General features: G+C 67.5%; 25 protein-coding genes and 1 pseudogene. 18 read left to right on the forward strand and 8 right to left on the reverse strand.

What is annotated here, in order from left to right; all coding sequences use genetic code 11:
- Nucleotides 1–158 precede the first annotated feature (158 nt).
- From AB0J09_RS23455 to AB0J09_RS23465, 3 genes are read right to left on the reverse strand one after another with little or no spacing between them, the layout of a single operon-like run.
- On the reverse strand, nt 159–1,637 hold the full coding sequence (locus AB0J09_RS23455) for a glycosyltransferase family 39 protein (protein ID WP_360694693.1): 1,479 nt from the start codon (nt 1,635–1,637) through the stop codon (nt 159–161).
- Between the two features lie 59 nt (nt 1,638–1,696).
- On the reverse strand, nt 1,697–2,374 hold the full coding sequence (locus AB0J09_RS23460) for a response regulator transcription factor (RefSeq protein ID WP_360694695.1): 678 nt from the start codon (nt 2,372–2,374) through the stop codon (nt 1,697–1,699).
- Nucleotides 2,371–3,471, reverse strand: a complete 1,101-nt coding sequence (locus tag AB0J09_RS23465; protein WP_360694697.1) for a histidine kinase — start codon at nt 3,469–3,471, stop codon at nt 2,371–2,373. Before AB0J09_RS23465 ends, AB0J09_RS23460 begins: the two co-directional genes overlap by 4 nt.
- A 398-nt stretch (nt 3,472–3,869) precedes the next feature.
- On the opposite strand from AB0J09_RS23465, the gene AB0J09_RS23470 reads away from it, so the two are divergent.
- The 4 genes from AB0J09_RS23470 (at nt 3,870) to AB0J09_RS23485 (ending at nt 6,103) form a co-directional block, all read left to right on the forward strand.
- Complete coding sequence (locus tag AB0J09_RS23470) at nt 3,870–4,163, forward strand: transposase (protein ID WP_360694700.1); 294 nt, start codon at nt 3,870–3,872, stop codon at nt 4,161–4,163.
- 68 nt (nt 4,164–4,231) lie between these two features.
- Nucleotides 4,232–4,516 carry an IS3 family transposase gene (locus AB0J09_RS23475; protein WP_360694703.1) on the forward strand — a complete coding sequence of 95 codons (285 nt, stop codon included), beginning with the start codon at nt 4,232–4,234 and terminating at the stop codon, nt 4,514–4,516.
- A 388-nt stretch (nt 4,517–4,904) separates the two neighbouring features.
- Nucleotides 4,905–5,660, forward strand: a complete 756-nt coding sequence (locus tag AB0J09_RS23480) for an integrase core domain-containing protein (protein WP_360694706.1) — start codon at nt 4,905–4,907, stop codon at nt 5,658–5,660.
- Between the two features lie 26 nt (nt 5,661–5,686).
- A complete protein-coding gene (locus AB0J09_RS23485; protein WP_360694760.1) occupies nt 5,687–6,103 on the forward strand; it encodes an SDR family oxidoreductase in 417 nt (138 codons plus the stop codon).
- Nucleotides 6,104–6,197: 94 nt separating this feature from the next.
- Here the strand turns inward: AB0J09_RS23485 and AB0J09_RS23490 are convergent, their stop codons facing one another.
- Nucleotides 6,198–7,157, reverse strand: coding sequence for a LysR family transcriptional regulator (locus tag AB0J09_RS23490; protein WP_360694709.1), 960 nt, complete (start codon nt 7,155–7,157; stop codon nt 6,198–6,200).
- A gap of 314 nt (nt 7,158–7,471) precedes the next feature.
- On the opposite strand from AB0J09_RS23490, the gene AB0J09_RS23495 reads away from it, so the two are divergent.
- Both AB0J09_RS23495 and AB0J09_RS23500 read left to right on the forward strand, forming a co-directional pair.
- Nucleotides 7,472–7,690 carry a hypothetical protein gene (locus AB0J09_RS23495; protein ID WP_360694712.1) on the forward strand — a complete coding sequence of 73 codons (219 nt, stop codon included), beginning with the start codon at nt 7,472–7,474 and terminating at the stop codon, nt 7,688–7,690.
- Between the two features lie 522 nt (nt 7,691–8,212).
- Nucleotides 8,213–8,416, forward strand: a complete 204-nt coding sequence (locus tag AB0J09_RS23500; protein ID WP_360694715.1) for a hypothetical protein — start codon at nt 8,213–8,215, stop codon at nt 8,414–8,416.
- Between the two features lie 317 nt (nt 8,417–8,733).
- On the opposite strand, the gene AB0J09_RS23505 is transcribed toward AB0J09_RS23500, so the two are convergent.
- Complete coding sequence (locus AB0J09_RS23505; protein ID WP_360694718.1) at nt 8,734–9,876, reverse strand: DUF5685 family protein; 1,143 nt, start codon at nt 9,874–9,876, stop codon at nt 8,734–8,736.
- Between the two features lie 404 nt (nt 9,877–10,280).
- Here AB0J09_RS23505 and AB0J09_RS23510 point away from each other — a divergent pair, with 404 nt between their 5' ends.
- Complete coding sequence (locus AB0J09_RS23510; protein ID WP_360694721.1) at nt 10,281–10,427, forward strand: hypothetical protein; 147 nt, start codon at nt 10,281–10,283, stop codon at nt 10,425–10,427.
- A gap of 65 nt (nt 10,428–10,492) precedes the next feature.
- The gene (locus AB0J09_RS23515; RefSeq protein ID WP_360694724.1) at nt 10,493–10,789 is read left to right on the forward strand and encodes a hypothetical protein; all 297 of its coding nucleotides are present in this window, start codon (nt 10,493–10,495) and stop codon (nt 10,787–10,789) included.
- A gap of 186 nt (nt 10,790–10,975) precedes the next feature.
- On the opposite strand, the gene AB0J09_RS23520 is transcribed toward AB0J09_RS23515, so the two are convergent.
- A complete protein-coding gene (locus AB0J09_RS23520) occupies nt 10,976–11,164 on the reverse strand; it encodes a hypothetical protein (protein ID WP_360694726.1) in 189 nt (62 codons plus the stop codon).
- Between the two features lie 444 nt (nt 11,165–11,608).
- Nucleotides 11,609–12,097 (reverse strand): hypothetical protein, encoded by a 489-nt coding sequence (locus AB0J09_RS23525; protein ID WP_360694729.1) that lies wholly within the window; start codon nt 12,095–12,097, stop codon nt 11,609–11,611.
- Nucleotides 12,098–12,330: 233 nt separating this feature from the next.
- Between AB0J09_RS23525 and AB0J09_RS23530 the strand changes: the two genes are divergently transcribed.
- Both AB0J09_RS23530 and AB0J09_RS23535 read left to right on the forward strand, forming a co-directional pair.
- Complete coding sequence (locus AB0J09_RS23530; protein WP_360694732.1) at nt 12,331–13,431, forward strand: integrase core domain-containing protein; 1,101 nt, start codon at nt 12,331–12,333, stop codon at nt 13,429–13,431.
- A gap of 621 nt (nt 13,432–14,052) precedes the next feature.
- A complete protein-coding gene (locus AB0J09_RS23535) occupies nt 14,053–15,018 on the forward strand; it encodes a DUF5937 family protein (RefSeq protein WP_360694735.1) in 966 nt (321 codons plus the stop codon).
- Between the two features lie 79 nt (nt 15,019–15,097).
- Here AB0J09_RS23535 and AB0J09_RS23540 read toward each other — a convergent pair whose 3' ends face one another.
- Entirely contained in the window at nt 15,098–15,235 is a 138-nt protein-coding gene (locus AB0J09_RS23540) for a hypothetical protein (protein WP_360694738.1), read from the reverse strand.
- A 1,102-nt stretch (nt 15,236–16,337) separates the two neighbouring features.
- Here AB0J09_RS23540 and AB0J09_RS23545 point away from each other — a divergent pair.
- The 8 genes and pseudogenes from AB0J09_RS23545 (at nt 16,338) to AB0J09_RS23580 (ending at nt 24,555) form a co-directional block, all read left to right on the forward strand.
- Entirely contained in the window at nt 16,338–17,366 is a 1,029-nt protein-coding gene (locus AB0J09_RS23545; RefSeq protein WP_360694740.1) for an integrase core domain-containing protein, read from the forward strand.
- 63 nt (nt 17,367–17,429) lie between these two features.
- Nucleotides 17,430–17,789 (forward strand): annotated as a pseudogene (locus AB0J09_RS23550) (SDR family oxidoreductase); the annotation flags it as partial.
- Between the two features lie 46 nt (nt 17,790–17,835).
- A complete protein-coding gene (locus AB0J09_RS23555) occupies nt 17,836–18,741 on the forward strand; it encodes an SDR family oxidoreductase (RefSeq protein ID WP_360694743.1) in 906 nt (301 codons plus the stop codon).
- A gap of 95 nt (nt 18,742–18,836) precedes the next feature.
- Nucleotides 18,837–19,859 (forward strand): DUF4331 family protein, encoded by a 1,023-nt coding sequence (locus tag AB0J09_RS23560; RefSeq protein ID WP_360694746.1) that lies wholly within the window; start codon nt 18,837–18,839, stop codon nt 19,857–19,859.
- 72 nt (nt 19,860–19,931) lie between these two features.
- Nucleotides 19,932–20,765 (forward strand): alpha/beta hydrolase, encoded by an 834-nt coding sequence (locus AB0J09_RS23565; RefSeq protein WP_360694749.1) that lies wholly within the window; start codon nt 19,932–19,934, stop codon nt 20,763–20,765.
- Between the two features lie 681 nt (nt 20,766–21,446).
- Nucleotides 21,447–21,818 (forward strand): hypothetical protein, encoded by a 372-nt coding sequence (locus AB0J09_RS23570; protein WP_360694752.1) that lies wholly within the window; start codon nt 21,447–21,449, stop codon nt 21,816–21,818.
- A 468-nt stretch (nt 21,819–22,286) separates the two neighbouring features.
- On the forward strand, nt 22,287–22,856 hold the full coding sequence (locus AB0J09_RS23575) for a hypothetical protein (protein WP_360694754.1): 570 nt from the start codon (nt 22,287–22,289) through the stop codon (nt 22,854–22,856).
- 685 nt (nt 22,857–23,541) lie between these two features.
- A complete protein-coding gene (locus AB0J09_RS23580; protein WP_360694757.1) occupies nt 23,542–24,555 on the forward strand; it encodes a hypothetical protein in 1,014 nt (337 codons plus the stop codon).
- Nucleotides 24,556–25,292 lie beyond the last annotated feature (737 nt).

The raw sequence follows: 25,292 nt of genomic DNA on the forward strand, positions 1-25,292 counted from the left end.
GGTGGAACGGCCGCCCTCTGCAGCGCAAACGCACCAGTCACCTGGCCCGACTCGAACCAGCCCTGACCGCCTGAAATGAGTTAACCAGCAGGGTCCTTCAGGGTGTCTCGTTCGTTATAGGTCGGCGTGATGACCAGGACGGTGCTCATGATTGCTCCTCAACTCGCGTGCTGGAAGTCGGGCCAAGCGGTCATCCACGAAGTCCGCGGTCCTGAGCAGACCGTGATGGGCAGGCCTTGCTCCTCGTTCGCGACTCCGGTGCCGTGATCGATGACCCCGGCGGATTCACAGCGCGCGAAGCGCAGCCGCAAACGCTCCGGCGGCAGCCCCACGGCGACTACCGTCTGCGCCGTTTCCGGCGGTGGCCCTTGGTACCACAGCTCGTTGTGGCCGCTGTAGACGGGAATGGCCGGCGTGAACCGGTCCAGTGCACCGGCCTCGCCGTAGTTCGAGGTGAGCACGATCGTTCCCGACGGCAGCGCCCGGTACACCCCGGCCACCTGGGCGACGAAGCGCGGCCAGCCCACCGACTCCCTGGACACCTCGTTGGGCGAGGAACCGAGCGCCGACAGCGAGAGCAGCGGCAGCGCCACGACGATCCCGATGACCGAGGTGCCGAGCAGTCCCCACCACACCACTCGACGCCGGGCGACCCGGCTCTCCATCCACGCGGCGGCGGGCACGCAGCCGGCCACGAAGGCGAAGATCAGGCTCCCAGCGACATAGTCCGCCCGTCCTCCTGACGCCCAACCGAGCAGGATCGTCACCAGGGCCGCGATAGCCAGTGGCCGGGTCTCCTGCCGCCCACGCAGCCAGAGCCACCCGACGACGGCGATCGCGAAAGCTCCCATGCTGAGCAGCGCCACCAGCATGGGCACGAACATGATCCGGTTCACGGGTTCGCTGAGCGTGGCAGCCATGGTGAGCTGAGGCCAGCCGTTGGCGGCCTGGTAGAGAAGGTTCGGAGACGCGATGACAGCGGCCAGGAGCGCCCCGGACCAGAACCACCTGTCGCTGAAGACGGCACGCGGCCCCTTCACTACCAAGCCGACGGTGATGAGCAGGCCGGCGGCCAGTCCTGTGATCAGTAGGACGATGAGGTACTTGTTGAACGTGGCGGCTCCCGCGATGGCGCCGGCCGCCACCCACCATCGCCCGTCACCGCGCAGCAGGGCACGCAGCACGAACAGGATGCAGGCCGTCCAGAACACGAAGTCGGCCGATTGGGTCAGCAGGGTGTGCCCGGCGACCAGGGGGAACATCCCGGTGCCGAGGCCGGCGGCGGCGAGCGTCTGCGCCTTTCTGGGACCGCCGAGCTCCCGCGTGATCGCGGCACCGATGAGGATCAGCAGTCCTGCGCACAGCGCAGGGACGACCCGCAGCCCGACGATGGTGTCCCCGAACAGCTCCGTGGACAGCCGCGCCAGGAGCGGGGTCAGCGGAGGCTGGTCGAAGTACCCCCAGGCGGGAGAGTGACCAAGCATGCGGAAGTAGAGCTCGTCGCGGTGGTAGCCGTACCACGGGCTCAGCATCAGCAAGGTGACCACGACGACGCCGGCGATGGGACCGATGGTCCGCCAGGCGATCGCCGGGAGCGAGGGAGCGGTGATCCGAAGACCGGGGGCTTGAAGAAGCATGCCTCCACGATTTCCGATGGCGCCGCTGCCTGTCGTCTGGCCGGGAACAGAACCTGGAGTCAGACCCCAGGCATAGGCGGCGGCTCCCCAGGGCGGACCACGCCATGGTCGAACGCGAAGACGACCGCCGCGGCCCGGTCGCGCACCGCCAGCTTCGTGAAGATCCGGCCGACATGGGTTTTGATCGTGCCCTCGCCGATCACGAGATGACGGGCGATCTCGGCGTTTGTGAGCCCTCGGCCGATGAGCTTGAGCACGTCGAGCTCGCGAGAAGTGAGATCGCTGAGCCGCCGGTCCGCGTCGGGGTCGGTCACCGGATCTGCGCGATAACGCCGCAGGACCCGCCCGCAGACAGCGGGATCCAGCCAGCCGTCGCCTGCCGCCACCGCCCGGACGGCACGCTGGATGTCCTCGGCCGGAGCGTCCTTGAGGCAGAATCCTGACGCGCCGGCCCGCAGAGCCGCCGCGAGAACGCTGTCCTCACCGAACGTGGTCGGCACCAGGATGCGGGACGCCGGATCCGCGGCTAGTAAAGCACGGGTGGCCTCGACCCCGTCCATCCGCGGCATGCGAATATCCATGACCACGGCGTCGGGCCGGACGCGCGCGACCTCCGCCAGCGCGGCCTGGCCGTCGGCCGCCTCGCCGATCACGTCGAACCCGTACGGCTGGCGCAGGATCGTTCGCAGTCCTGCCCTGGCGAGTTCCTGGTCGTCGACGAGCACCACCGAGATCATGCCGGCAGCTCCGTCCGCACGACCCACCGGTCGTCCTCGGGGCCGGCAGTGACGTGGCCACCGACCATGCGCACTCTGTCGGCCATCGCGCGAAGTCCCATGCCGCCATTGTGCCGAGGTGGGCTGTCAGGCAATGAATTGGTGACCGTGGCCCGCACAGCGCCTTCCTCGGATATGCGCAGCCGCACCTCGACGGAACCCCGCGGAGCGTGGCGGCTCGCGTTGGCCAGTGCCTCCTGCACCAGCCGGTAGAGCACCATCCCGGTCGTCGGGCTCACCGCCGTCAGCTCACCGTCGACGCTCGACTCGAGTTCCAGACCCGCCGTCCGGTATTCCTCGAAGAGCTCGGGAAGCCGGGGCGCGGTGGGTTGGGGGGCGACCACGGCAGGGTCGGCGCCTTCTTCTGCAAGAACACGGACCACCTTTCGCAACTCCGCCATGCTCTGCCGGGCAAGGCGCTCGGCCTCGGCGATCCCCGCCGCTGCTTCCCTGGGATCGTGCTCGAGGGCCAGCCGTGCACCCCCCAGATGCAGCACCGTCACGGCGAGCGTGTGCGCGACGATGTCGTGCAGGTCGGCGGCGAGCCGCTGCCGCTCGGCCAGAGTGGCGGCAATGGTGGCTGCGCTCTCCGCGCGGTGCAACCGCTCGCCCACCTCAATGCGGTAACGCGCGGCCCAGCCGCTCCAGAAGACAAGCGTTACGGCGGCCAGCCAGTTGGGCCACCCGGGGTCCGGCGTGGTGAACACCGCCGCAACCACCACGGAAAGCGAGGCTAGCCACATGACGATGCCCGGCCAGAGTCGCAGGGTCAGCGCGACGAACGCGATGTAGAGCACCAGAATGAACCAGCCGATGCTGTTGACCGCGAGCCCCGTGAGCGCTGCTATGGCCGCGGGAGCCAGGAGACCGGCCACCTCGGCGGGACGGCCCGGCACCGTACGCACGATGACGAGACAGAGAACGATAAGGGCGCCCCCTCCGGCGAACGGCCAGACGCAGTCGCAGCCACGCATGATCGTTTGCGCCCACGACAGCCCAACCAGCAGCATCAGCAGCCCGAGACCGGCCGGTAACAGCCAGCGGGGAGTCACCACCACCCGCCCATCGTAGGAACAGCCAGTTCCACACGCATCCACCCAGAGTGGTACCCGCCATATACCCACAGTCAGAGACGCGATCTGCCACCGACGAGACCCGCTCTCCGGTTACTACACCCTCGCCGGACATCATCCTCCGGGCCTTACTGTGGATCTCACATGCCTGACACCACCGCTCACCTTCACGCCCCCGACCACCCGTGACGGCATCAGATTCGCGCACGTCACCTGGAGGCAGATCTTCCCTCTGCTGGAAGAGGCCTGGGGCGAGGGCACAACAGACGTGGAACGGCATGTCCTCACGACGTTACTGGCGGCATTGGACAGCATTGAGCTCCCCCCTGTTCTCCGGACACTTCGCCTGAGGTCACCCTTGATCATCAGGAAGGATGTCCTCCATGCCCGCACCTCACCCTCCCGAGTTCCGGCGCCGCGCGGTCGAGCTCGCACGTCAAGGTGACAAACCGCTCCTCCAACTCGCCGAGGACCTCGGCATCAGCCGCTCGTACCTGCAGAACTGGCTGCGACAAGCCGACGCCGACGAAAACACCGGCACCGGTGACCGGCTGACCAGCGCGGAGAAGAAGGAACTCGCCGAGCTGCGCCGCCGCAATAAGCAGCTGGAGATGGAGAACGACATCCTCAAGCGGGCGGCGGCGTACTTCGCCAGGGAGAACGTCCTCCCAAAGTAATTTACTCGCTGGTCCGTGAACTCGCCGACGACCACATTCCGGTCGCGGTGGCCTGCCGAGTACTCCAGGTGTCGACATCGGGGTATGACGACTGGCTCGGCCGGCCCGAGCCGCCGCGTGAACTCCGTAATAAAGAACTCACCAAAATAATCCGGCAGATACACACCGACTCGCGCGGCAGCTATGGCTCGCCGCGAGTGCATGCCGAACTCACGCTCGGGCTGGGCGAGAAGGTCAACCGCAAGCGCGTCGAACGGCTCATGCACGCGGCCGGCATGCAAGGCGTCTACCGACGCAAGGGCCGCCGCAACCTGGTCAACCTGTCCCGCTCGAAAATACGTTTCGTGTTGTGAGCTGGGGTTTTGCTGTGTGATCAGGGCGGCGGCTGCGGCTGCGACCATCGCGTTGTGGCGTTGTCGCTTGTCTACCGATTGGTGTGGGGCTTGTTCGGCCTACTGACGGTGCTGGTCCGTTCTGATCTGTCCAAGGATGTTGAGCTGCTGGTGCTCCGTCAGGAGAACCAGGTGCTCCGCCGTCAGCTCGGCGGCCGGCCGCGGTGGAGTCATGCCGACCGGCTCTGGCTTGCAGCGTTGTCGCGGCTGGTGCGCCGCTGCCGGTGGTCGGAAAGTATTCCCGGTCACCCCAGCGACGATCTTGCGTTGGCATCGCACTCTCGTGGCCCGGAAGCGGACCTTCACCGACCGGCGGCGCCCGGGACGGCCCTGTACCCGCCGGCCGGTCATGGCACTGGTTGTGCGGATGGCGCGGGAGAACCCGACGTGGGGGCATAGAAGGATCCAGGGTGAGTTGGCGCGCCTGGGTTACTCGATCGCGACCTCTACGGTGTGGGAGATCCTGCACGCGTCGGATATCGATCCGGCGCCCCGCCGGGCTGGCCCGAACTGGCGGCAGTTCCTGGCCGCTCAGGCCCACGCGATCATCGCATGCGACTTCCTGGTGGTCGAGACCGTGCTGCTCAAGCGGCTGTATGTGCTGGTCTTCATCGAGCATGGCACCCGGAGACTGCACCTAGGCGGAGTGAGCGCGCACCCGACCGGTGCATGGACGGTGCAACAGGCCCGCAACCTGGTCATGGATCTGGGTGACCGCATTGCCGGGCTGCGGTTCGTGATCCACGATCGGGATCCGCTCTTCACCTCGGCCTTTCGGGAGGTTTTCGAAGCTGAAGGGCTGCGGCTGGTCACGACGCTGCCGCGGACGCCGAAGATGAACGCTATCTGCGAGCGGGTTATCGGTACCCTGCGCCGTGAGCTCCTGGACCGGATCCTGATCGTCAGCGAACGCCACCTCGCCTTCGTGCTCCGTGAGTATCTGATCCACTACAACGGGCACCGTCCGCACCAGTCACGACAGCAACGTCCCCCGGACATCCCAACGCAGCCCGCCCGCGACGTGACCGACCTCAACTACCTGCGATCCATCCGCCAAAAACCCGTCGTCACCGGCGTGATCAACGAATACCGCCACGCCGCTTAACCGCAGCTCAAACCACGTAACTCAATATTCGAGCGGCACACGCCTTCTTCACCGTGCAGAAGCTCGCCCCGCTGCTGAACACGGGTGCCGGCGTCGTCCTCACCACCTCGGTCGCCGGCGCCGTCGGCATGCTGGACACCAGTGTCTACGCGGCCGGCAAGGCGGCGGTGCGCTCCCTGGCCCGCAGCTTCTCCCGCGAGCTGCTTCCGCGCAGGATTCGCGTCAACGCGATCAGCCCTGGTCCCATCGACACGGGGATTCTGGAACGCTCCATGACCAAGGAGGACGCCGAGCAGTTCAAGGCGGAGCGCGTCGCGGACAATCCCATGCGGCGTTTCGGCACCCTCGACGAGATCGCCACCGCGGCCTCGTTCCTCGCCTTCGACGCGACGTACACCGCGGGCGTCGAGCTCGCCGTGGACGGCGGAGTCACCCAACTCTGACCGGCCCCACGCCCGGCCACTACGCCTCATGGCACACCGCGGGCCGGATCACCTTTCCCTCACACCATCCTCGAACGCTCATTGGAACGAGCGATCACAGCACGAGCTGTTCGGCGGCGTTCACTGCGGCAATCTCATCGTGCAGCTCACCGGCCTCAGTGCCTGACCGGCGAAAGGAGGCGGAGCTGTCCCAGGTCTCCTGACGCAGGAGCTCCAGCAGAGCGGTCGCCGCCGGGCCCGCGTCGGACCGGACCACGGCGATGACAGGCTGGGACACAGCCGGGAACACCGGACGCGCGAGGTGCTCATAACCGCGGGGCACCGCGGAGGCCGGGACGAGCGTCACCCCCAGGCCGTGGGCGGCCCACCGAACGGCTGTCGCCGTCTGGGATACGCGGGCGCCCGTGGCCGGGGTCAGCCCGTCGTTCCGCGACACCTCCAGCAGCACGCCGTCCAGTGCGCTGTCGCGGTCGAACCTGACCCACGGCTCCCCTTCCAGCTCGCGCAGCTCGACCCGGTCCGCGGCGAGCTGCCGGTGCCCGGCGCCCAGCACCACGACGAACTCCTCCTCGCCGAGGCGGTGGGCGTCCGCGGGGCTCCGCTCGCACGCGGCCATCAGGGCGAGGCCCAGCGCACCCCTGCGGCACAGCCGATCCAGCTCAGCGGAGCTCGACTCCTCGAAGACGGTGACCTCCAGCCGTGGGAAGCGGCGCCGCAGCACGCTCAGCGCGCCCGGCAGCTGCCGCGTGCCGAAGCCCAGCTGCGCCGCGACGACCAGCTCCCCCACCAGGTCATCCGCGCCGGCCCGCGCCGTTGCCCGCGCCCGCCGAGCCGCGTTCACCGCGACCTCCGCCTCCTTCAGGAACGCCCGGCCGACCGCGGTGGGCACCAGTCCGGCCGACGTCCGGGCGAACAGCGTCACGCCGAGGTCACGCTCCAGGTTGCGGATCTGCTGGGACATCGACGGCTGGGCGACTTGCAACAACTCCGCCGCCGCCGTCACCGAGCCCTCCGCCGCGACCGCCAGGGCGTACTCGAACTGGCGAAGGCTCATCAGCTCCCATCCCTCCTGGGGCGAAGCGTAACCCACCCCGTCGTCATCGTGTCCCGAACCACTCACGTCAGCCGGATTCCACGACCGGCGATGAACATTCTTCAGCCCACCCGGCACCCTCGCCTCAACACACTCCCGTCCCGAACCCTTCCCAAAGGTGACGCCGTTCCGCTCTGTCGGTACCGGCCACAGAGCCGGCTCACCGGTGCGCGCCGCATCCTCGCCGTGATAAGCGATCCGCGGAACTACCCTCGCCCGCCACCGCATCGGTAGCCCGCGCGGTCGGCGGACGCTGTTGTCGTGAGAGAGCGCGGATGCGGGCTGACAGGACCAGGATCCCGGTCCACGACGTGAACACATGCGAAGGCACCCCCAAGCACATCGACCACCCCCAGGTCGGTGGCCTGTCACTGAACCGGGAGAGACTGAGCGTCAGCGGCGCGACAGGCCAGACGCTCGTCGTCCTCCACCCCGACCCCGGCATCGACAGCGCCGACAAGCTGACGCTCCTCGCATCCGTCATGCGGACATGACCCCGCCCGTGCCCAGCCACCCGGCCGGGCGGCCCAACCCGAGGAGATCGCCGACGTGCTCTGCTTCCTCGCCTGGCCGCGCTCCAGGTCTCATCACGTGCACCGTGGTCGCGGCGGACGGCAGATTCACCGCGATCTAAACGGCTGACCATGACTCGATCACGGAGCGATGGGCGCAGTCCTGTCGCCGCGAACTCCTCGACCGTCGCCTGCTGTGGAACGAACGTCATCTGCGTCATGCTCTGCGCGAGTATGAACGAATCCACAACCAGCACGGCGCCCACCGAGCCCGGGCCCAAGCGGCCCCGCTGCTTCCCGTCCCGGCCCCGATCACAGACCCCGAGCGGATCACCGACCTGAACATACGCCGAAGAGACCGGCTCGGCGGAGTTCTCCACGAGTACTCATCTGCAGCTTGAAAGGCGCAGTGTTCACGACTGTAAACGGAGCGCCGCTGCGGCCGGACTACCTCACTGGTCGCTTCCGCCGCCTGGTTGCCGCCCCCCGGTCCGGCTGCACGATTTGCGACATGGCGCCGCCACGCCGGCGCTGGCCGCGTACACCGATCTGAAGGTGGTGCGGGCGATGCTCGGGCGCGCCAGCATCGTGCTCACCGCCGACACCTACGTCTCAGTGCTGCCAGAGGCCGCCCACCAAGCTGCCCAAGAGACGGCCCAGCTGGTGCTGAACGCCGCGTCCGCGCTGGGGCGAAAGCTCAGCGCGTGACTCAGCTTTGCCCCAGCTCTACCTCACGCCGCCGCAGTAGGTGGATGCGGCTGGCGTTTCCGCTGGTGGAGAAGCGCGCCCTGCAGGATTCGAACTGCGACCGGCGGATTAGAAGTGCCGTCTTTGCGCGCTTTTCATGTCCGGTAGGGCCAGGCCCTGACGGCACGTGACGGGGCGTACGAGCACGCACCGAGCACGGCTGACCGCCGGTGCTGGGGTCTGACGGCACGCTCCGGGGGTCGCGATCCTGATCGGGCGCTTCGGCATCGGCCACCGGGCTTATCGCCCAGACCCTGCTGACGTGACTCCCGCGGCGGTCAGTCGCAGCCGCAGCCGTCGCAGCAACAGCCGTCCTCGCCCGGGCAGCAGGAGCAGCAGTTGCCGCAGCAGTCGTATCCGGAGCAGTCGAAGCGCTCGCAGAAGGAGCCCTCGCGGTCCTCGTCCCAGGCGGGCCGGTACAGGCCGCACGTGCAGCAGGTCAGCGCGGCGCACGCCAGCGACAGCAGCCCGCCGGGATCCCGCTTCGGCGGCCGTTGTCCCGGCGGCGCGTCGGGGTCGCCGGGCGGGTGGCCGGTGCCGTGCGTTGCGGCGATGGCGAAGGCTCGGGAGACGGCGCTGCTGGTCCCCCGCACCAGCAGGGCTCGCGTCAGGCCGGGGCGGGGCAGGTCCAGCCCGTCCACGGCGGCGCGCAGCTCGGCGTGCGCGGCGTCGCAGTGGCGGCGCGCCTCGTCCAGGCCGGTGCCGGTGACTGCCAGCGGGTTGTACGCCCCGGACGCCCGGTCGTCGGCCAGGTCCTCCACCGCGTCGATCAGGTGCGCCAGCTTCCCGAATCCGCGACCGGCCGCCTCCAGAGCCTCCCGGTTGTGCGGCTTCCCCGCGAGCACCGCTGTGTGCGCGAACGCGGCGGCTACGGCGTCCTCAGTAGGCCCCGTCAACTCTCGTAACCCGGGCGCCGCGCTGCTCCTCGGGGGCGCCTGGGCGTGGGCGCGTTCCAGGAGGGCCTGGCGGTCGGCCGCCGCCGTCAGCGGGGTGGGGTCGAACTCCAGCGTGCCGGCCATGGCCGTGCCGGCTGAGGACCAGCGGCCCGCCAGGCGGGTGGCGCCGGCGGCCACCGGGCGGCGGGCGTACACGCCGTCCCCATCCGCCACGTGGTCGCTCACCTTACCGGCCGCCAGGAGCAGCGACACCGAGGCCGCCAGCCTTACCCCCTCGGACTCCACTACGTCGGCGCCCTTGAAGCCGCGTAGCGCACACGGGCCCGCCCTCCGGCGCGACGTGGACGTGGGCGACTGGGCTTCGGTGAGGACGGACACGAGCAGGCCGTCGTAGTTGGTCACCAGACGGGACAGGTGTCCGTGCTCGTCGCTGAGCGCCAGGCAGAGCCCGCACAGGTGGCCCATCCAGTCCGCGTAGAGCCCTTTGCACAGGACGTGCCGACACGGGCGGACAATGCCGAACATATGTCCCCTTATGCGCGTATTAGAGACCCAACCGTAGCACCAGGCCGCCGGTAGATACCGCGGCGGCGAACGGATCCGCAGGAAGGAGAAGGTGCCCTCACTGACCGGCCTGGAGCACTGCGCCTGCCGACCTAAAAGGACCAAAATCGTTTGGGCAACGGGTACCCACATGGCCATCGTTTGCCGTGATCGGATCCGGCTCGGTGCGCAGCCGCGCCACTTGTCTGACCACCACCTGCGGGCAACTGCGGAAGCCGTTAGAAGCTCAGAACGGATGGCCAGCGGCAAGTCGTTACGTCTGGGCCCGCACCTGACCAGCTTGGGGTCATCCACCGGAGCAGATACATCCTCTGTCGACGTGGTGCAGGCCCGGCGGGGACGCTGAGCTCGTCGTCGCGGTCGGCGTGGTGTTTTCGCGCGACCGCGTCGTCGCGATGCGGCCCGACGGCGCCGCGTCCTTCCGGTTCACCGACTTCGACCGCATCTCGGGGGAACTGGGCGAGTACGGATGCACGCCGAACGTCTACCTGTACCCCATGACGACCCACTAACGATCCCCGCACCGCCACGACCGGCCCTGGCGGCGCGGGACCTACACGGCTGGTACAAATGGGGCATGAGCGAATCCGTCGGGTATCCCCCGCGGCCGAATGTGCCGGCGGCCCGGCGTATCTACAGTCGGACGTACCGTGTGTGGGCCCGGGTGCTCCTGTGGACGCCGATCGCGCTCACGGTGGTCAGCGTCGTCCTCGGCCTGGGGCTGTTCGCGGCCGCTGACGCCGACCCGACGCACAGTTCGTCCGCGCTCGGCTATCTCGGCCTCGTTGTGTGGGGCTCCCTCGCGGTCCTGTCACCGGTCCTGCTCGGGTCGTTCATCGCCGGGCTGGTCATGCTGAACCGCACGCGCAGTTGAGGCCGCGGCGGGACGCGGCCCGACCCAGAGTGCCGCTGCGCAGACAGCCAGGCGGAGAAGCGGCGCCGGGGCGGAAGGCGGGTGGACCGGATCGATGCCTACACCAGCGTGCCGCGGCCACCTGACGGGGTTCGTCGAATCAGTCGCCTGGCAGGCGTGCTCCGGTACGCGCTTCGATGACCGCCATCACGGCTGCCGCTTGCGCCGGCCAACGAGTGCGGCAGGGTCGGCGCCGTGCAGCGCGTGCGGATCCAGTTCCGGGATCATGGCAAGCCGCCACCTGTTGGCCACGTACTCCAGAAATCTCCCACCTGTGAGGTTCCACGACACGTGCCGCACCTGCGCGTCCTGGCTGAGCCATTCCAGGACGGGCACCCGCGCGGCGTAACCGAAACCGCCGGGGACCAGTATGCCGTCCAGATAGTCGTTGCCCGTGCTATGGCGAGGACGTCGTGTTACGTTAAAGCGCCTCGTCGAGCTGCGGGCTCGGTCGGCTGGGCCGGGCTGTTGGCACTCGCTTGAGATACGAGCTGCAGTGGTGTCGATGGTCATGGGTTCGATTCCCACCGCGCATGTCATCGTGCGCACGCCCGGCGGTCTCCACACGTTCGGCACGGAGACCGTTGTGCCTTTCTTCTCGCTCGATGGCTCAGTGCTGTCGCCCTTATGGCACGAGTACGGAACCTGGCCAGACTCATACTGTGCCGCTCGAATATTGAGTTACGTAGGCTGAGCTGTGGTTAAGCGGCGTGGCGGTATTCGCTGATCATGCCTGCGACGACAGGTTTCGGTGGATGGATCGCAGGTCGTTGTGGTCGATCACGTCACGGGCAGGCCGCGGTGCGGTGTCTGGGGACGTTGTTGCCGGGACTGGTGCGGCCGGTGCCCGTTGTAGTGAATCAGGTACTCGCGAGCGCACCAGGGCCAGATGTGGATCAAGAACCGCAGCTCGGCGATGCGCTCCCCCAGATCCATCACCAGGTTGCGGACCTGCTGGACCGTCCACGCCCCGGTCGGACGCGCGGTCACCCCACCCAGATACAGCCGCCGAGTGCCGTACCCGATGAAGACCAGCACATACAGCCGTTTGAGCAGTACCATCCCGACCACCAGGAAGTCGCACGCGTTGATCGCGTGGACCTGAGCGGCCAGAAACTGCCGCCAAGCCGGCCCAGCCCGGCGAGGCGCCGGATCGACACCGGCGGCTTGCAGGATCTCCCACACCGCGGAGGCCGCGATCCGATAGCCCATCCGGGCCAACTCGCCCTGAATCCGCCCATGCCCCCAGGTCGGGTTCTCCCGAGCCATCCGCACAATGAGCGCCTTGACCGGCCAGCGGGTGCCGGGCCGTCCCGGGCGCCGTCTGTCAGTGAAGGTCCACCTGTGTCCGGGTACGACCTCGCTCGGAGATGAGGTCGTACGCGGACACTGCGCCTACCGAAAACTACATCCGCCCAGGTCATGACCATGTGAGGGCTTCGCGTGGCGGCGCGAACTCCAGCCACCCAGGAGACGAGCCAAGTGCGGCGCGATAATCGGCCGTGCTCCTTCGCCTGACCTACCTCGCCGTCACGAACACGTTCGCCGCACTGCGGTTACTGCCCATGGGCGATCGGGACAAGGACGTGGAGATACTTGCCCTGCGTCACCAGATCACCGTCCTCAAGCGCCAACTCGGCACCGACACCAGAGTCAGATTCACACCCGAGGACCGAGCCTTCCTCGCCGCCCTCCTCACCTCGCTGCCCCGCAAGACCCTGCGCCGACTGCGGCTCCTCGTCCGACCGGACACCGTCCTGCGCTGGCACCGCGATCTAATGAAACAACGTCACGCGCGTACCTGCCGACAGAAGCGGCCCGGACGCCCGCCCACGGTCCGCTCCATCCGTGCCCTCATCCTGCGTCTGGTCCGGGAGAACCCCGGCTGGGGCTACCGGCGGGTCCACGGTGAGCTCACCACGCTCGGCATCAAGGTCGCACCGTCCACGATCTGGGAGATCCTCAAGCAGGCGGGTCTTGATCCGGCGCCAGAGCGGGCGTCCACCACGTGGGCCGACTTCCTACGCTCCCAAGCCGACGCCCTACTGGCCGCCGATTTCATCGAAACCGTCACCCTGAACGGGCAACGCCAGTACATCCTGGCCATCATCGAGCACGCCACCAGGCGCATCCGCGTGCTCGGCACCACCGCGCACCCCACCGCGAACTGGGTCACCCAGGCGATCAGGAATCTGGCGATGGACCTGGACGATGCGGGCTGCCGGGCGCGCTTTATGCTCCGAGACCGGGATGGAAAGTTCCCTGCCCTCATGGACGAGATCCTCGCCGAGGCCGGCATCAAGACCGTGCTCACCGGTATCCGGATGCCGCGGATGAACTCGATCATGGAGCGGTGGGTGCAGTCGTGCCGTCACGAGCTTCTCGACCGCTGCCTCGTATGGAACGAACGCCATCTACGGCACGCCCTGCGCGAGTACGAACGCTTCTACAACCAGCACCGAGCCCACCAAGCCCTGAACCAAGCAGCCCCGCTGCGCACCTTCCCCGATCCGATCACAGATCCAGAGCGAATCACCGACCTGAATGTACGCCGACGAGACCGGCTCGGCGGCGTCCTCCACGAGTACTCACAAGCGGCTTGACCTGCATGGATGGAATTTTCGGCAGGCGCAGTGCCAGCGCAAGAGCGTCCGCGGTGTGACGAACAGGTGACATCGGCGGTGTCGGGACAGGAGTCGCGCGAGCGCGGAAATGATGGCCCGGTCCGCCCACGACGGCCGGGGAACCGCCACCTGGCGCCGGAGCACAGCCAACTGATGCCGCAACACCAAGATCTCCGCATCCTTGGACGCCTGTGATCGCGCAAGCAGCGCGAACCAGCCAAATGCTCGTAAGACGATCAAGTACAGCAGCCGCAGAGCCACCCTGCGATCCTGCCGGAGCCGAACCATCGAACACAGCAAAACCCCAGATCAAACCCTGTGACGCAATATTCGGCACCCACACCATCCGCAGAAAAACCGTCGTTACAAGCATGATCAGCGAATACCACCACGCCGCTTAACCGCAGCCCAAAGCACGTAACTCAATATTCGAGCAGCACACCATTGCAGCTAGCTGGCGGAGGGTAGTGACACGGGCTCGTGGCAATAAGACTGCCCTAGCCGAATACCAACCACAATGCCTTTTAGTTCTGCCTAAAAGGGTGGGGCTGGCCTTGGCTGAGCAGGGCTGGCTGCGCGAAAATCATTCGCATGATTCGCATGCACTTCTCTGACGCCGACCTTCGCCAGATCACGTTCGCCCCGGCTCCGAACGCCCTGTGGGAGACGGTCCTGAGTGTGCGCCTCCTGCATGGCGCGCAGACCAGTAGGAGTTGGTCGCGGCCCGGAGTCCGCCGCCTGCACCAGCAGGTGAGAGGAAGCCTGGCGGAGCGGGCCGGGGTGCTCGCGCCCCTGGTTCCCCCGAAGAGCTTCGTGCCCGCGTTCCTGCTCCAGTCGGACGCCGGAGACTTCGCCACCGGCGTCAAGCTAGCTAGTCAGACGCCCAGCTCCTACTTAGCGTTCGATCTGAGCGCGCTGTCGCCCGCGCAGCAGGCCGGGCGGTGGGCACAGGAACTGGCTAGCGGCGCCTCCTGGGCGCGCCAGACCCTTGCCAGTGACCTGTACCGCTACTTCACCTCATCCGTGGAGCCGCTGTGGCCTCAGATCCAGACCGAGGCTGCCGCCGACCGCACCCTGCGCGCCGCAACCCTGATGCGCGGCGGAGTGGACGCCCTACTGGCCACGCTCCATCCCGACTGCCGCTGGCAGCCACCAACCCTGCACATCCCGATCGACAGCGACCATGACATCACTCTGTCCGGGCACGGGCTACTGCTGATACCGTCCTACTTCGCGCCTCGCCTGATGGTGACGTATCGGCCCGACGCGGCCAGCGTGCTCACCTACCCGATCTTCGTCGGCGAGCGGTCCACCGACCAGACCGACGTGCTCGGACCCCTACTCGGCCGTACCCGCGCAGCCGTGCTATCCACATTGCACGATCCGGCCACGACCACGACCGTGGCCGAACGGGTCGGCATCTCCCTCGGCTCCGCGAGCCAGCACGCCACAGTACTGCGCAACGCCGGACTCGTCTCAACCACCCGGATCGGCGGCGCCGTCCTCCACACCCTGACCCCCCTTGGACAGGCCCTCCTGCGCAGCGGCCCGAGCGTCAGCTCGTAACCCATAGCGCGCGACCGCGACCACGGCGGATTTCGGGAACCGATCACCAAGGCGATCACGCCGGCTAGCCTCAATGCCGCTAAGCGGTCAGCTCCAAGAAATGCCGCACGACCGGCACGTCCTTGTGATCCAACAGACCACCGCGCAAGTCCTCCAACGCGCTCGTGCCGCGCGCCGACTGCACCCCGCCCATCAGCCGGAGAACCTGCTCGGACACCTCCACTGCGGCCCCCGGAGTTCTTCCGTTCGAGAAGACGACACATCACCAGGAGCTCGTGGTCGGCGTCGTGTCGTGATCCGGCATGCTGCAGGACCGCCCTCACCGTTGGGCTTCGTTCCTTGACGACAGGGCGCGGCCGGCATACGCGGCGCCCTGTCGCCGCCCACGTGATCCGCGTGCGCTCGGCGGAGCGCACGCGGATCAGGCTCGGGCTATGCGTGGAAGACGCCGCCTCCACCCACCTCTTCGGTGCTTTGGCAGCTCACGATGGACGGCTCGCGATTGATCGCCCGCCAGGGGCCCCACCTGATCGTGTAATTGGTTGTACCGATCTTGTAGCATCGGGCCCACGCCTGATAATTGTATCCGCTAGGGCCCTCGCTGCACTTCGCCCACCAGCCATTGCCATAAGGGGCGCTGCTGCACTTCCAAGACGCCGCGTGCGCGGCCGTCGCCGGAACAATCATCGCTCCGGCCATCAGCCCACCGATCACAGCCGCCTTGAGCGCTTTTCTTGCTTCAGGCTTCATTGAACTCCCTCCTTCTGTTACGTCATCACAGGATGCGGCAACCATATTCACCAGGTCATATACCGGCGATATCCCCTGTTCGGACAAGCCGAGCGAAGCGATGACGACACCCTACGAGATATGCCGATTGGTCACGGACGGACCGTTAGTAATAACCTGCCCGCCGCTCTCCGAGATCAATGAAATGTCATAGAAGGAGTAATTCACAACCCCTTTTAGTTCTGACTAAAAGGCCCTCCGCTCGGGTCCATGCGACCAGCCCCAAAGTAGAGAGTCGTCCCAGGTCACAGCAGGTGACCGGCGACGGGGGGCGGTTGTCCACTCCCGGCTGCAACGAGAGCGACCACAGTGGCCTCCGATGCGACCGTGTCCCGGCTGATCGACCGGCTGGCCGCCGACTGAGCTTCCCCCCGCACTCCGGACACTTGACCTGAGGTCGCCTGAAGGGTGTCAATACTCCGTTCAAGACCATAAGCTGCGGGTCTGTCTTGGCTTCCTGGTCGGAGTCGGGGTCGGGCATGCTCGAGCTCGTGGCGCTCCGTCTCTTCTATCTAATCTTCTGCCGCGTCGTGGGCTGGCTGACGCTGCTGGCTCGTAGCGACGCGACCAAGAACATGGAGATCCTCGTACTACGGCACGAGGTCGCAGTGCTGCGCCGTCAGGTTGGCCGACCAAGGCTGTCATGGGCCGATCGAGCAGTGCTGTCCGCGCTGGCCAGAGACCTGCCGACGGTGCTGCGCGCCCACCGACTGGTGACGCCAGGGACGCTGCTGCGCTGGCACCGGTGCCTGATCGCACGTCACTGGACCCAACCGAACCGGAGGATGGGACGGCCTGCAACCGATCCCGCGGTCGTGGCGCTGATCCAGCAGCTGGCGCGGGAGAACCCTCGCTGGGGTTACGAGCGTATCCGTGGCGAACTGCGGCATCTGGGCCACCGGGTCAGCGGTGCGACGATCCGCCGCATCCTGAAACGAGCGCGCTTGGGTCCGGCGCCGCGACGTGCCGACGACCGTTGGCGTGATTTCCTCCGCGCCCACGCCGCGAGCACGCTGGCTTGTGACTTCTTCACCGTGGACACCGTCACACTGCGCCGGTTGTACGTCTTCTTCGTGGTGGAGGTCGGCACCCGGTTCGTGCACGTGCTCGGCGTGACCGCCCGCCCTGAGAGGGCATGGGTTGCCCAGCAAGCCCGTAACCTTCTCGCTGATCTCAAGGACCATGCCGGCGCGTTCCGATTCCTGATCCGGGATCGGGACACGAAGTTCACCAGCGCCTTCGATGAGGTGTTCACAGGTGACGACATTCAGGTGCTGAAGATCCCGCCGCGGGCGCCACGCGCGAACGCGTTCGCCGAGCGATGGGTCCGCACCGCCCGCACGGAATGCACCGACAGGCTGCTGATCTTTAGCGAACGGCATCTTCATACCGTGCTGGACGAATACGCCGATCATTACAATCGCCACCGGCCGCACCGCTCCCTCGGCCTCCGGGCTCCCACCGATCACGACTCCGACGTGATCCCGCTGCCGACGGGCCGGATCGAGCGCCGCCACGTCCTCGGCGGGCTGATCAACGAATACCAGCGAGCCAGCTGACCGACAGGGCGACCTCATAAAGAGGCAGGTCAGTGCCTTGGGCCCAGTTTTGACACCCTTCAGGCCCGCAGAGTCAGATCCGGCGGCGCGATCATCAACTTCTCAACATCGATAGTCAAGATCGCGCTGCCTTCCTACGCGGCCTACGCCGCCAGCAAGGGCGCGGTGGACGCGTTGACGCTGATCCTGGCCAGAGAGCTGCGCGGCCGGGACATCACCGTCAACGCAGTGGCCCCCGGGCCGACCGCCACCCCGTTGTTCCTCGAGGGCAAGGACCAGGAGGCCATCGACCGCCTGGCCCACATGGCTCCCCTGGAGCGCCTCGGCGTGCCCGTCGACATCGCCGAGGTCGTGGCGTTCCTGGCCGGGCCGGCCCGCTGGGTCAACGGCCAGGTGCTCTACGCCAATGGCGGCGTCATCTGACCCCGCCGTCGCCAACGCTCTCGAAACTCGATCAAAGGAACAGGAAATGCCGTCCAGGAAAATCATCGTCGTTACTGGGGCGTCCAGCGGCTTCGGCGCCATGACCGTCCGAGGCCTCGCCGACGCCGGGCATGTCGTCTACGCCGGCATGCGCGACATCACCGGCCGCAACACCGCCGCCGCGGGCGACGCCGTCGAATACTCCAAGACCCACGCGGTGGAGTTGCGTCCCATCGAGATGGACGTGTCCAGCCAGGAATCGGTCGACGCCGCCGTTGAGGCCGTCGTCGCCGAGCACGGCCGGATCGACGTCGTCGTGCACAACGCCGGGCACATGGTGCTCGGGCCACTCGAGGCGTTCACACCCGAGCAGCTGGCGAGCGTCTACGACACCAACGCCGTCTCCACGCAGCGGGTCAACCGGGCCGTGCTGCCCCACCTGCGCGGGCAGCGCGACGGGCTGGTGATCTGGGTCGGTTCCAGCAGCACCAGGGGCGGCACCCCGCCGTACCTCGGTCCGTACTTCGCGGCGAAGGCCGCCGAGGACTCGCTCGCAGTCTCGTACGCGACCGAGCTCGCCCGCTTCGGCGTTGACACCGTCATCATCGTCCCCGGCTCGTTCACCACCGGCACGAACCACTTCACCAACGCGGGCCATCCGGCCAGCCCCGGCGTGGCCGCAGCCTACGAGGAGGTCTACGGCGATCTCATGGGCCAGGTCGGCAGGAAGCTCGCCGACCTGGCCCCCGCCGACGCCGACCCCGCGGAGGTGGCCCGGGCCATCGTCCGGGTGGTCGGCACCCCCAAGGGCCGGCGACCGTTCCGGGTACACATCGACCCGGCCGACGACGGGGCCGAGACCGTCAACCGGGTAGGTGACCTGGTGCGACGCGAGTTCTACCGGCGGGTCGAGCTCGAGGACCTGCTCGGCCCGGCGATGCCCGCCGGCTGACCCGGCAGGCTGACCTCGACGGCGGGCCGGGCCGCGGGCCCGCGGCATGGCCACGCCGCCGTCGAAGACAAACCACGACCAGCAAAGGAAGCCTCATGTCTCACCATCTCGACACGCCGCTGGCGGCGCGAAACGGCCAGCTGTTCATCGACGACCTGTACGTGTTCCCCGCCGCGGCCAGCACGGTCTTCGTCATGGATGTCAACTCCGACATCACCGGCGTCTACGCCCGGCCGGGCTTCCACCCGGAGGCGCGGTACGAGTTCAAGGTGCACCTCGACGGCGCCCCCTTTGAGGACCTGACCTACCGGGTCTCCTTCGGCGAGCCGGATCCCGACGGGCGGCAGGCGCTGCGCGTGCACATGCTGACCGGCGCCGACGCGCGGGAGGACGCGGCGCAGGGGGAGCTGGTCCTGGAGGGCCGGACCGGTGAGCCCGCCGCCGGAGGCGGTGCGCGGGTCTGGGCCGGGCGAGCCGTCGACCCGTTCTACATCGACTTGTCGTTGTTGTCCGTCGTCAACGGCGCCGTAGCCACAGGCACGGCGCCCGACCTGGGCACCTGGGACCCAGAGAACGCGCAGAACAGCTTCGCCGGCACCACGGTGGAGTCGATCGTGCTGGAATTCCCCCACTCGCACCCACTCCTGCGCCCCGGCGCCAAGACCGGCGTCTGGTGCGCGACCAAGCTGGCCACCGACGCCGGCGGCTGGCGGCAGATCAACCGGGGCGGATACCCGATGATGTGGCCGATCTTCTGGCCCGGCGACACCGATTTCACCAACCCCGCCAACACCCGGCACCCGTCGCAGGACGTCGCAGCCACCGGCGAACAGATCGCCGATCTGGTCGCCGCCGTAGCCGGGGCCGCCGGCATCTCTGACGACCCTGGCGGCTACGGCCAGGCGGTATCCCGCGAGCTGTTTCCCGACGTGCTGCCCTACGTGGTCGGCACGCCCGCGACGTTCGGCTTCGCCACCCGGAACGGGCGGGCGCTGGCCGACAACGCGCCCGAGGTCATGCTGTCCCTGGTCACCGGCACCGCCGTACCCTCGGGCCTCACGCCGGCCGTCACCGCTGGACAGCGCAGCAGCACCTTCCCGTACGTCGTCCCGGCCTGACCATCGCGGCCGGTCGCCTCCCGCGCCCGACCCGGACCGCTCCGGGCTGGATCGCCCGTTCAAGGAGAAATCATGGCAACGATTACCACCCGTGATGGTACGCAGATCTACTACAAGGACTGGGGAGCCGGGCAACCGGTCGTCTTCAGCCACGGCTGGCCGTTGAACGCCGACGCGTGGGACGACCAGGCGTATTTCGTGGCCTCGCACGGGTACCGCGCGATCGCGCACGACCGGCGTGGCCACGGACGCTCGTCGCAGCCGTGGAACGGCAACGACATGGACCACTACGCCGACGACCTGGCCGACCTCGTCGAAGCCCTCGACCTGCGTGACGTCGTCCTGGTCGGGCACTCGACCGGCGGCGGCGAGGTCACACGGTACATCGGCCGATACGGCACGTCCCGGGTCGCCAAAGTCATCCTGGTGGCCGCAGTGCCGCCGCTGATGCTCAAGACGGATGCCAACCCCGGCGGCCTGCCTAGAGAAACCTTCGACGCCATCCGCGATGGCCCCTTGAAGGACCGGTCGCAGTTCTACCGCGATCTGTCGGTGCCGTTCTACGGGGCTGACCGTCCCGGCTCGGACATCTCGCAGGGGCTTCGGGACTGGTTCTGGGCGCAGAGCATCCAGGTGGGTTTCAAAGGCGCGTACGACTGTGTCAAGGCGTTCTCCGAGACTGACCTGACCGAGGACCTGAAGAAGATCGACGTGCCGACCCTCATCATCCAGGGGGACGATGACCAGATCGTCCCCCTGGACGGCTCCGGGCGGCTGTCCGCCCAAATCGTCGAGGACGCCACCCTGAAGATCTACCCGGGTGCCCCGCACGGCCTGGCCAACACCATCGCCTACAGAGACCCTCTCAACGCCGACCTCCTCGACTTTCTGCGGGGCAAACTTTGACCTTCTAGTCCGAAAATCGAACAGTGACAGGGCAGCCGGCAGCGAGCCTTGGCCCGCGGTGGCGGGTCAGGGTTGTTGATCGGCGTGGTGGTCAGGCGGCTGGTTCGAGGATGACGCGGTAGCCGAGGGCTTCGAGCCGGCGGACGTGGGAGCGCCTCTTGCGGTCAGGCTTGAACGGTACGAGCACCGGTGGCGGCGTCCTCCACGAGTACACACATGCCGCTTGAACTGCATGGATGGAATTTTCGGCAGGCGCAATGTCCCCTACGGCGCGCGACGTCGGCAAGCTGGAGCAGATAGGGCACGTCAGCCTCCCAGTGCGGAGATAAGACCGAAGATAAGGGACACCAGGACGGCGGCGACGGCGATGACGATCGTGAGGTTGTCCTGAATGCGGCGCGAGCGCTGGTCGAGCTCCGTTCGGGTGACCGAGTCCCGCTCGACGGCACGGACCCGGCCCTCGTGGTCAGAGGCGGTCGCGCCCTAGGCGTCGTGCTTGGCGATCAGCACGTCTAGCTTGGCATCTATCTTGGACAGCCGGGTCATCGTCGTTCAATGGCGCTCCTTCGCTCGTAACGGATACCGCCGCCGGGGAGATGTCCGGATGTGGACACGTGATCTACGTCAACCGGCGAGATGCTTGGAACGTCCCAAGCGAGCCGTCCACGATCAGGAGCATCCATGGGCTATCCCCAGCAGCCGCAGGACCCGTACGGACAGCAGTACGACCAATCGGGACCGCAGAACCTCCAGCCGTACGGGTACCAGCCACAGCGCTACAACCAGCCGTACGTGCCAGCACCGATGCCGGGCCCCCAGTACGGGCCGATGCAGTACACGACGGTGAAGGAGTTCAACCCGATTGCGGCGGTCATCCACATCCTGCTGTGGGTGTTCATTCACTGGTGGCTCGTGCTGGTCACATTCGGGCTGTGGCTGTTCGTCGCGATCCCGGTGACATTCATCGGATGGCGGGTGACGCGACACCTGCCGGTACAGCAGGTGCATTACGTGCAGCCGCCGTACCCGCCGCAGATCCCGCCCGGCTACTGACAGTGATGATGGAGGTGAGCGTCTCCCGGCAGGGTTTGACCCAGCCTCTGACTGACCTTGGGTCCTGGAATGGGATCTGTCGGCCCTGTCGGGAGATGCTCGTGCACGCACCGGACGCGGGTGTTGTGACTTCATAGGAGCCTGGCCAGAGGCCCCATCACTGTCTTGTCCGCGCTGCAGAAGGTGGTGCTGGTTCCAGATCAACGTCCGGTCCAGCAATTCGTGCCGGCAGGTCTGGATCCACCGCTCCATGATCGCATTCATGCGCGGTATCCGGATACCGCTCTTCACGATGCGGATTCCGGCCTCGGCCAGCACGGAGTCGAAGGCTGCGGTGAACTTGGTGTCCCGGTCTCGTATTAGGAATCTGGCGGTGCTGCCGGCCTCCTGTAGGTCCATGACGAGGTTGCGACCGGCTTGGGTCACCCAGTGCGTGGTGGGGTGCGCGGTGACGCCGAGGATCCGCACGTGGCGGGTGGCGTGCTCGATGATTGCCAGCGCATACAGGCGCGCTCCGGTCAAGGCGCGAACTTCGAAGAAGTCACAACCCAGCAGGGCGACTGCCTGGCTGCGGAGAAAGTCGGACCAGGTGGTGTGCTCCCGTTGGGGAGAGGGGTTGATGCCGTGGTCTTTGAGTATCTCCCAGACCGTGGAGGCGGCGACCTTGATGTCGAGCGCGGTCAGCTCGCCGTGGATGCGCCGGTAGCCCCATGTGGAGTTCTCCCGTGCCAGTCGCAACACCAGGACGCGGATGGACCGCACGGTGCGTGGGCGTCCGCGCCGCCGGGGTACGCAGGCGGCCGCGTCACGGCGCCGCAGCAGATCGCGGTGCCAGCTCAGGATGGTGTCCGGCCGAACCAGCAACGTCAGGTGGCGCAGCTTGGCGACCGGCAGACGGTGAAGCAGCCCGGCGAGAAGGAACCGGTCATCCGGTGTGAACGCGGGCTTGGCCAGCTGCCGCTGCAACACCCCCAGCTGATGCCGCAGCACCAATATCTCGATGTCTTTGTCATGATCGCTCCTCGGCAGGAGCCGTAGGAACGAGAAGGTGGTCGTCACCGTGACGTAAGCCAAGCGCAGCAACACGAGCGACCATCATGCCGCCATCTGGCGCAGCGCTTGCGATACCCACCAGAGACCGAGCCCGTCCAACACGGCTTTGACCTGCACGGATGAATATTCGGCACCCGCAGGCCTTTTTGATCTCTGGACAGCAGCGCCGTACAGCAACGGCTACTTGAGTCGACAGTCCAGCATCTTGAGTGCCGTCCTGACGCTTTGGGTGGTACGTCCTTCAGGATCATCGTCGCCCATGCTCTCGCTTGTGCCCTCGGAGTTCTACTCAACCCGCGCCAAGGTGATGTATGCGAGGAGCCGTAGGCGCATGTACCTGAAGCGCACTACAGGATCTTGATGACTACGGTCTCACCGGTCTCGCGTTTGCGGATCATGAGACTGTCGCCTTCGGCTACCTCGGACTCCAAATACAGGAGCCCGAAGGCCCAGCCTGCATTCCACGGCACCGAGCACTGCGCCGAGGACGGCGGGTGCCGAGGGTTTGAGCCGGCCCGCGACTCGGCGAGGGGCCTTCGGCCTTCGGTGCCACGGTCGGGAGATGTGAACGATGTCTTACGGTCGTCCGCTTCTTGGTGACCTTGAACTGGCGGCGATGTGGACTTGGGTTCGCGGGCTTCCCCAGGACCCGCGAATGGAGGCAAAACCCATGCATCAGACGGAACACCATGCCGTGCCGCACGACCGCCAGGGCCGCCGGCGCCGGCTCACAGTCGTGCTGGCACTCGTGACCGGAGCGGTCCTCACGCCCGTGGTCTCGGTCGCGGGTACCGCGCAGGCGAGCACGTCGACCATCCTCCGCCCCACCTCGTCGGAACACGTGGACGCGCGGCAGTCGTCCACGACCGTCCTAAGCCCGGCGACCAGGTCGACCAGGCGCCCGTTTCCCAAGCCGACCAAGACCCCGACTCCCACCCCATCAGGTCCGGTGGCGCCGCACGCGCCGGTCGGAATGTGGGTGGCCTCTTCCCCCGAGGTGGCCCCGCAGTTCTGCCAGAGCACGACCGCGCCACTGGTGCGTACCACCAGCCCCGTCCTCGGCGTCAACAGTGGCGCCCCGGCCTACAACACCGACCGGCCCAACCTGCAGGCCGCCTTCGAGGTGTCGCGCGCGAGCGGCGAACCACTGCTCGCCCAGAACGTGGCCTTCGTCGGCTCGCTTGCGCGATTCCAGATGCCCGACGGCATCTTGACCGACGGCGCCTACCGGTTGAGGGCTCGCGCCGTAGACGGGACGGCGGTGTCGGAGTGGCTGCCTTGGTGCGCGTTCACCGTTGACAGCTCCGACTCGGTGGGCGTTCCGGGCGTGCCCGACACGCTGCGCATCTCGACCGGCCCCTACTCCGGGTTCCAGCAGTGCGGAGGCGCCGGCGGCGACCCCGTCATGGGAACCGGGGACAGCGTGACGTTGGCCGCATCCCCGACTCCTTACATCGTCGGCGTCACCTATCCCAACCTGAGCGCCACCTTCGAGATCGGCCATCCGGGAGAAGAACCGCTGATCCGCCGGACCGACGCCGTGTGGCCCAGCGGCCTGGTGTTCGGGCTCGGCGTCGCACCGGGGACGCTGGCTCCCGGCTCCTACCAGTTCCGTGTACGCGCCGAGGACGGGAACGTGGCCTCGGCCTGGTCTCCCTGGTGCGGCTTCACCGTCACTGCGTAGCGGGCGGTGTACGGCCCGGCGCCTTCGCGACGTGATGGAGCACCGGGCCGTTGACCGCCGCCGTGTTCTCGTGCCTAAGCGGGTGGTCACCGGTTTCATCCCTGTGTGGGCAGATTGCCGGCGTTGTTGCTGCGTAGCGTCGTCGCTGTGCATACAGGTGCCGGCCTCGCGCCGGTGCAGGCTGGTGATCTCGTTGAAGCGGATGAGGTCCTGTGCGGTGAGACCGGCGGGAGGACGGGTGGCGGCGGTGGCGGAGTTCATGGGGCGGTAGGCCGTGCGCGAGAGTCCGGTCCAGGCGAAGCCGCCGATGCGGGGGTAGCGGGTCGGGGCGGTGCAGGCGCGTTCGATGCGCCGGGCCACGGCGGGGGTCCAAGGCAGTCCGCACCAAACGTACAGGTCGCGGTAGCCCGTGAGCGGGTCGGCGGCCAGATGTTCGTCCGACACCAGGTGGGCGGCGGGATGACGGGCGGACAGCTCTCCCGCCACCTCCCACGCCACCGACCACTGAGCGGCGATCTTGGCGCTGTGGTCCTGCGAGCCCATCAGCGGGCGCAGCCGTCCCACGTCCGGGTGGTCGCGCATCAGGAGCGGCTGGTCCAGCAGCTCATGGACGTGGATGGTCCACCCGAGCCGACGCCAGCACTGCAAGGGCTTCGCGTAGCGTACGCGAGCTCCGGCCACCCGGCAGACGGAAGCGGGTGCGGCAGGATGATCCGCCGTGCGCCTTCGCCTGGCCT

This window comes from Nonomuraea sp. NPDC049784, assembly GCF_040659615.1.
Lineage (GTDB): Bacteria > Actinomycetota > Actinomycetes > Streptosporangiales > Streptosporangiaceae > Nonomuraea.

Coding starts and splice junctions, on each gene's coding strand:
- AB0J09_RS23455 (WP_360694693.1), bottom strand. CDS start 1,637: ATGCTTCTTCAAGCCCCCGGTCTTCGGATCACCGCTCCCTCGCTCCCG.
- AB0J09_RS23460 (WP_360694695.1), bottom strand. CDS start 2,374: ATGATCTCGGTGGTGCTCGTCGACGACCAGGAACTCGCCAGGGCAGGA.
- AB0J09_RS23470 (WP_360694700.1), top strand. CDS start 3,870: ATGCCCGCACCTCACCCTCCCGAGTTCCGGCGCCGCGCGGTCGAGCTC.
- AB0J09_RS23480 (WP_360694706.1), top strand. CDS start 4,905: ATGGCACTGGTTGTGCGGATGGCGCGGGAGAACCCGACGTGGGGGCAT.
- AB0J09_RS23490 (WP_360694709.1), bottom strand. CDS start 7,157: ATGAGCCTTCGCCAGTTCGAGTACGCCCTGGCGGTCGCGGCGGAGGGC.
- AB0J09_RS23495 (WP_360694712.1), top strand. CDS start 7,472: ATGCGGGCTGACAGGACCAGGATCCCGGTCCACGACGTGAACACATGC.
- AB0J09_RS23505 (WP_360694718.1), bottom strand. CDS start 9,876: ATGTTCGGCATTGTCCGCCCGTGTCGGCACGTCCTGTGCAAAGGGCTC.
- AB0J09_RS23515 (WP_360694724.1), top strand. CDS start 10,493: ATGAGCGAATCCGTCGGGTATCCCCCGCGGCCGAATGTGCCGGCGGCC.
- AB0J09_RS23525 (WP_360694729.1), bottom strand. CDS start 12,097: ATGGCTCGGGAGAACCCGACCTGGGGGCATGGGCGGATTCAGGGCGAG.
- AB0J09_RS23535 (WP_360694735.1), top strand. CDS start 14,053: ATGCACTTCTCTGACGCCGACCTTCGCCAGATCACGTTCGCCCCGGCT.
- AB0J09_RS23555 (WP_360694743.1), top strand. CDS start 17,836: ATGCCGTCCAGGAAAATCATCGTCGTTACTGGGGCGTCCAGCGGCTTC.
- AB0J09_RS23560 (WP_360694746.1), top strand. CDS start 18,837: ATGTCTCACCATCTCGACACGCCGCTGGCGGCGCGAAACGGCCAGCTG.
- AB0J09_RS23565 (WP_360694749.1), top strand. CDS start 19,932: ATGGCAACGATTACCACCCGTGATGGTACGCAGATCTACTACAAGGAC.
- AB0J09_RS23570 (WP_360694752.1), top strand. CDS start 21,447: ATGGGCTATCCCCAGCAGCCGCAGGACCCGTACGGACAGCAGTACGAC.
- AB0J09_RS23580 (WP_360694757.1), top strand. CDS start 23,542: ATGCATCAGACGGAACACCATGCCGTGCCGCACGACCGCCAGGGCCGC.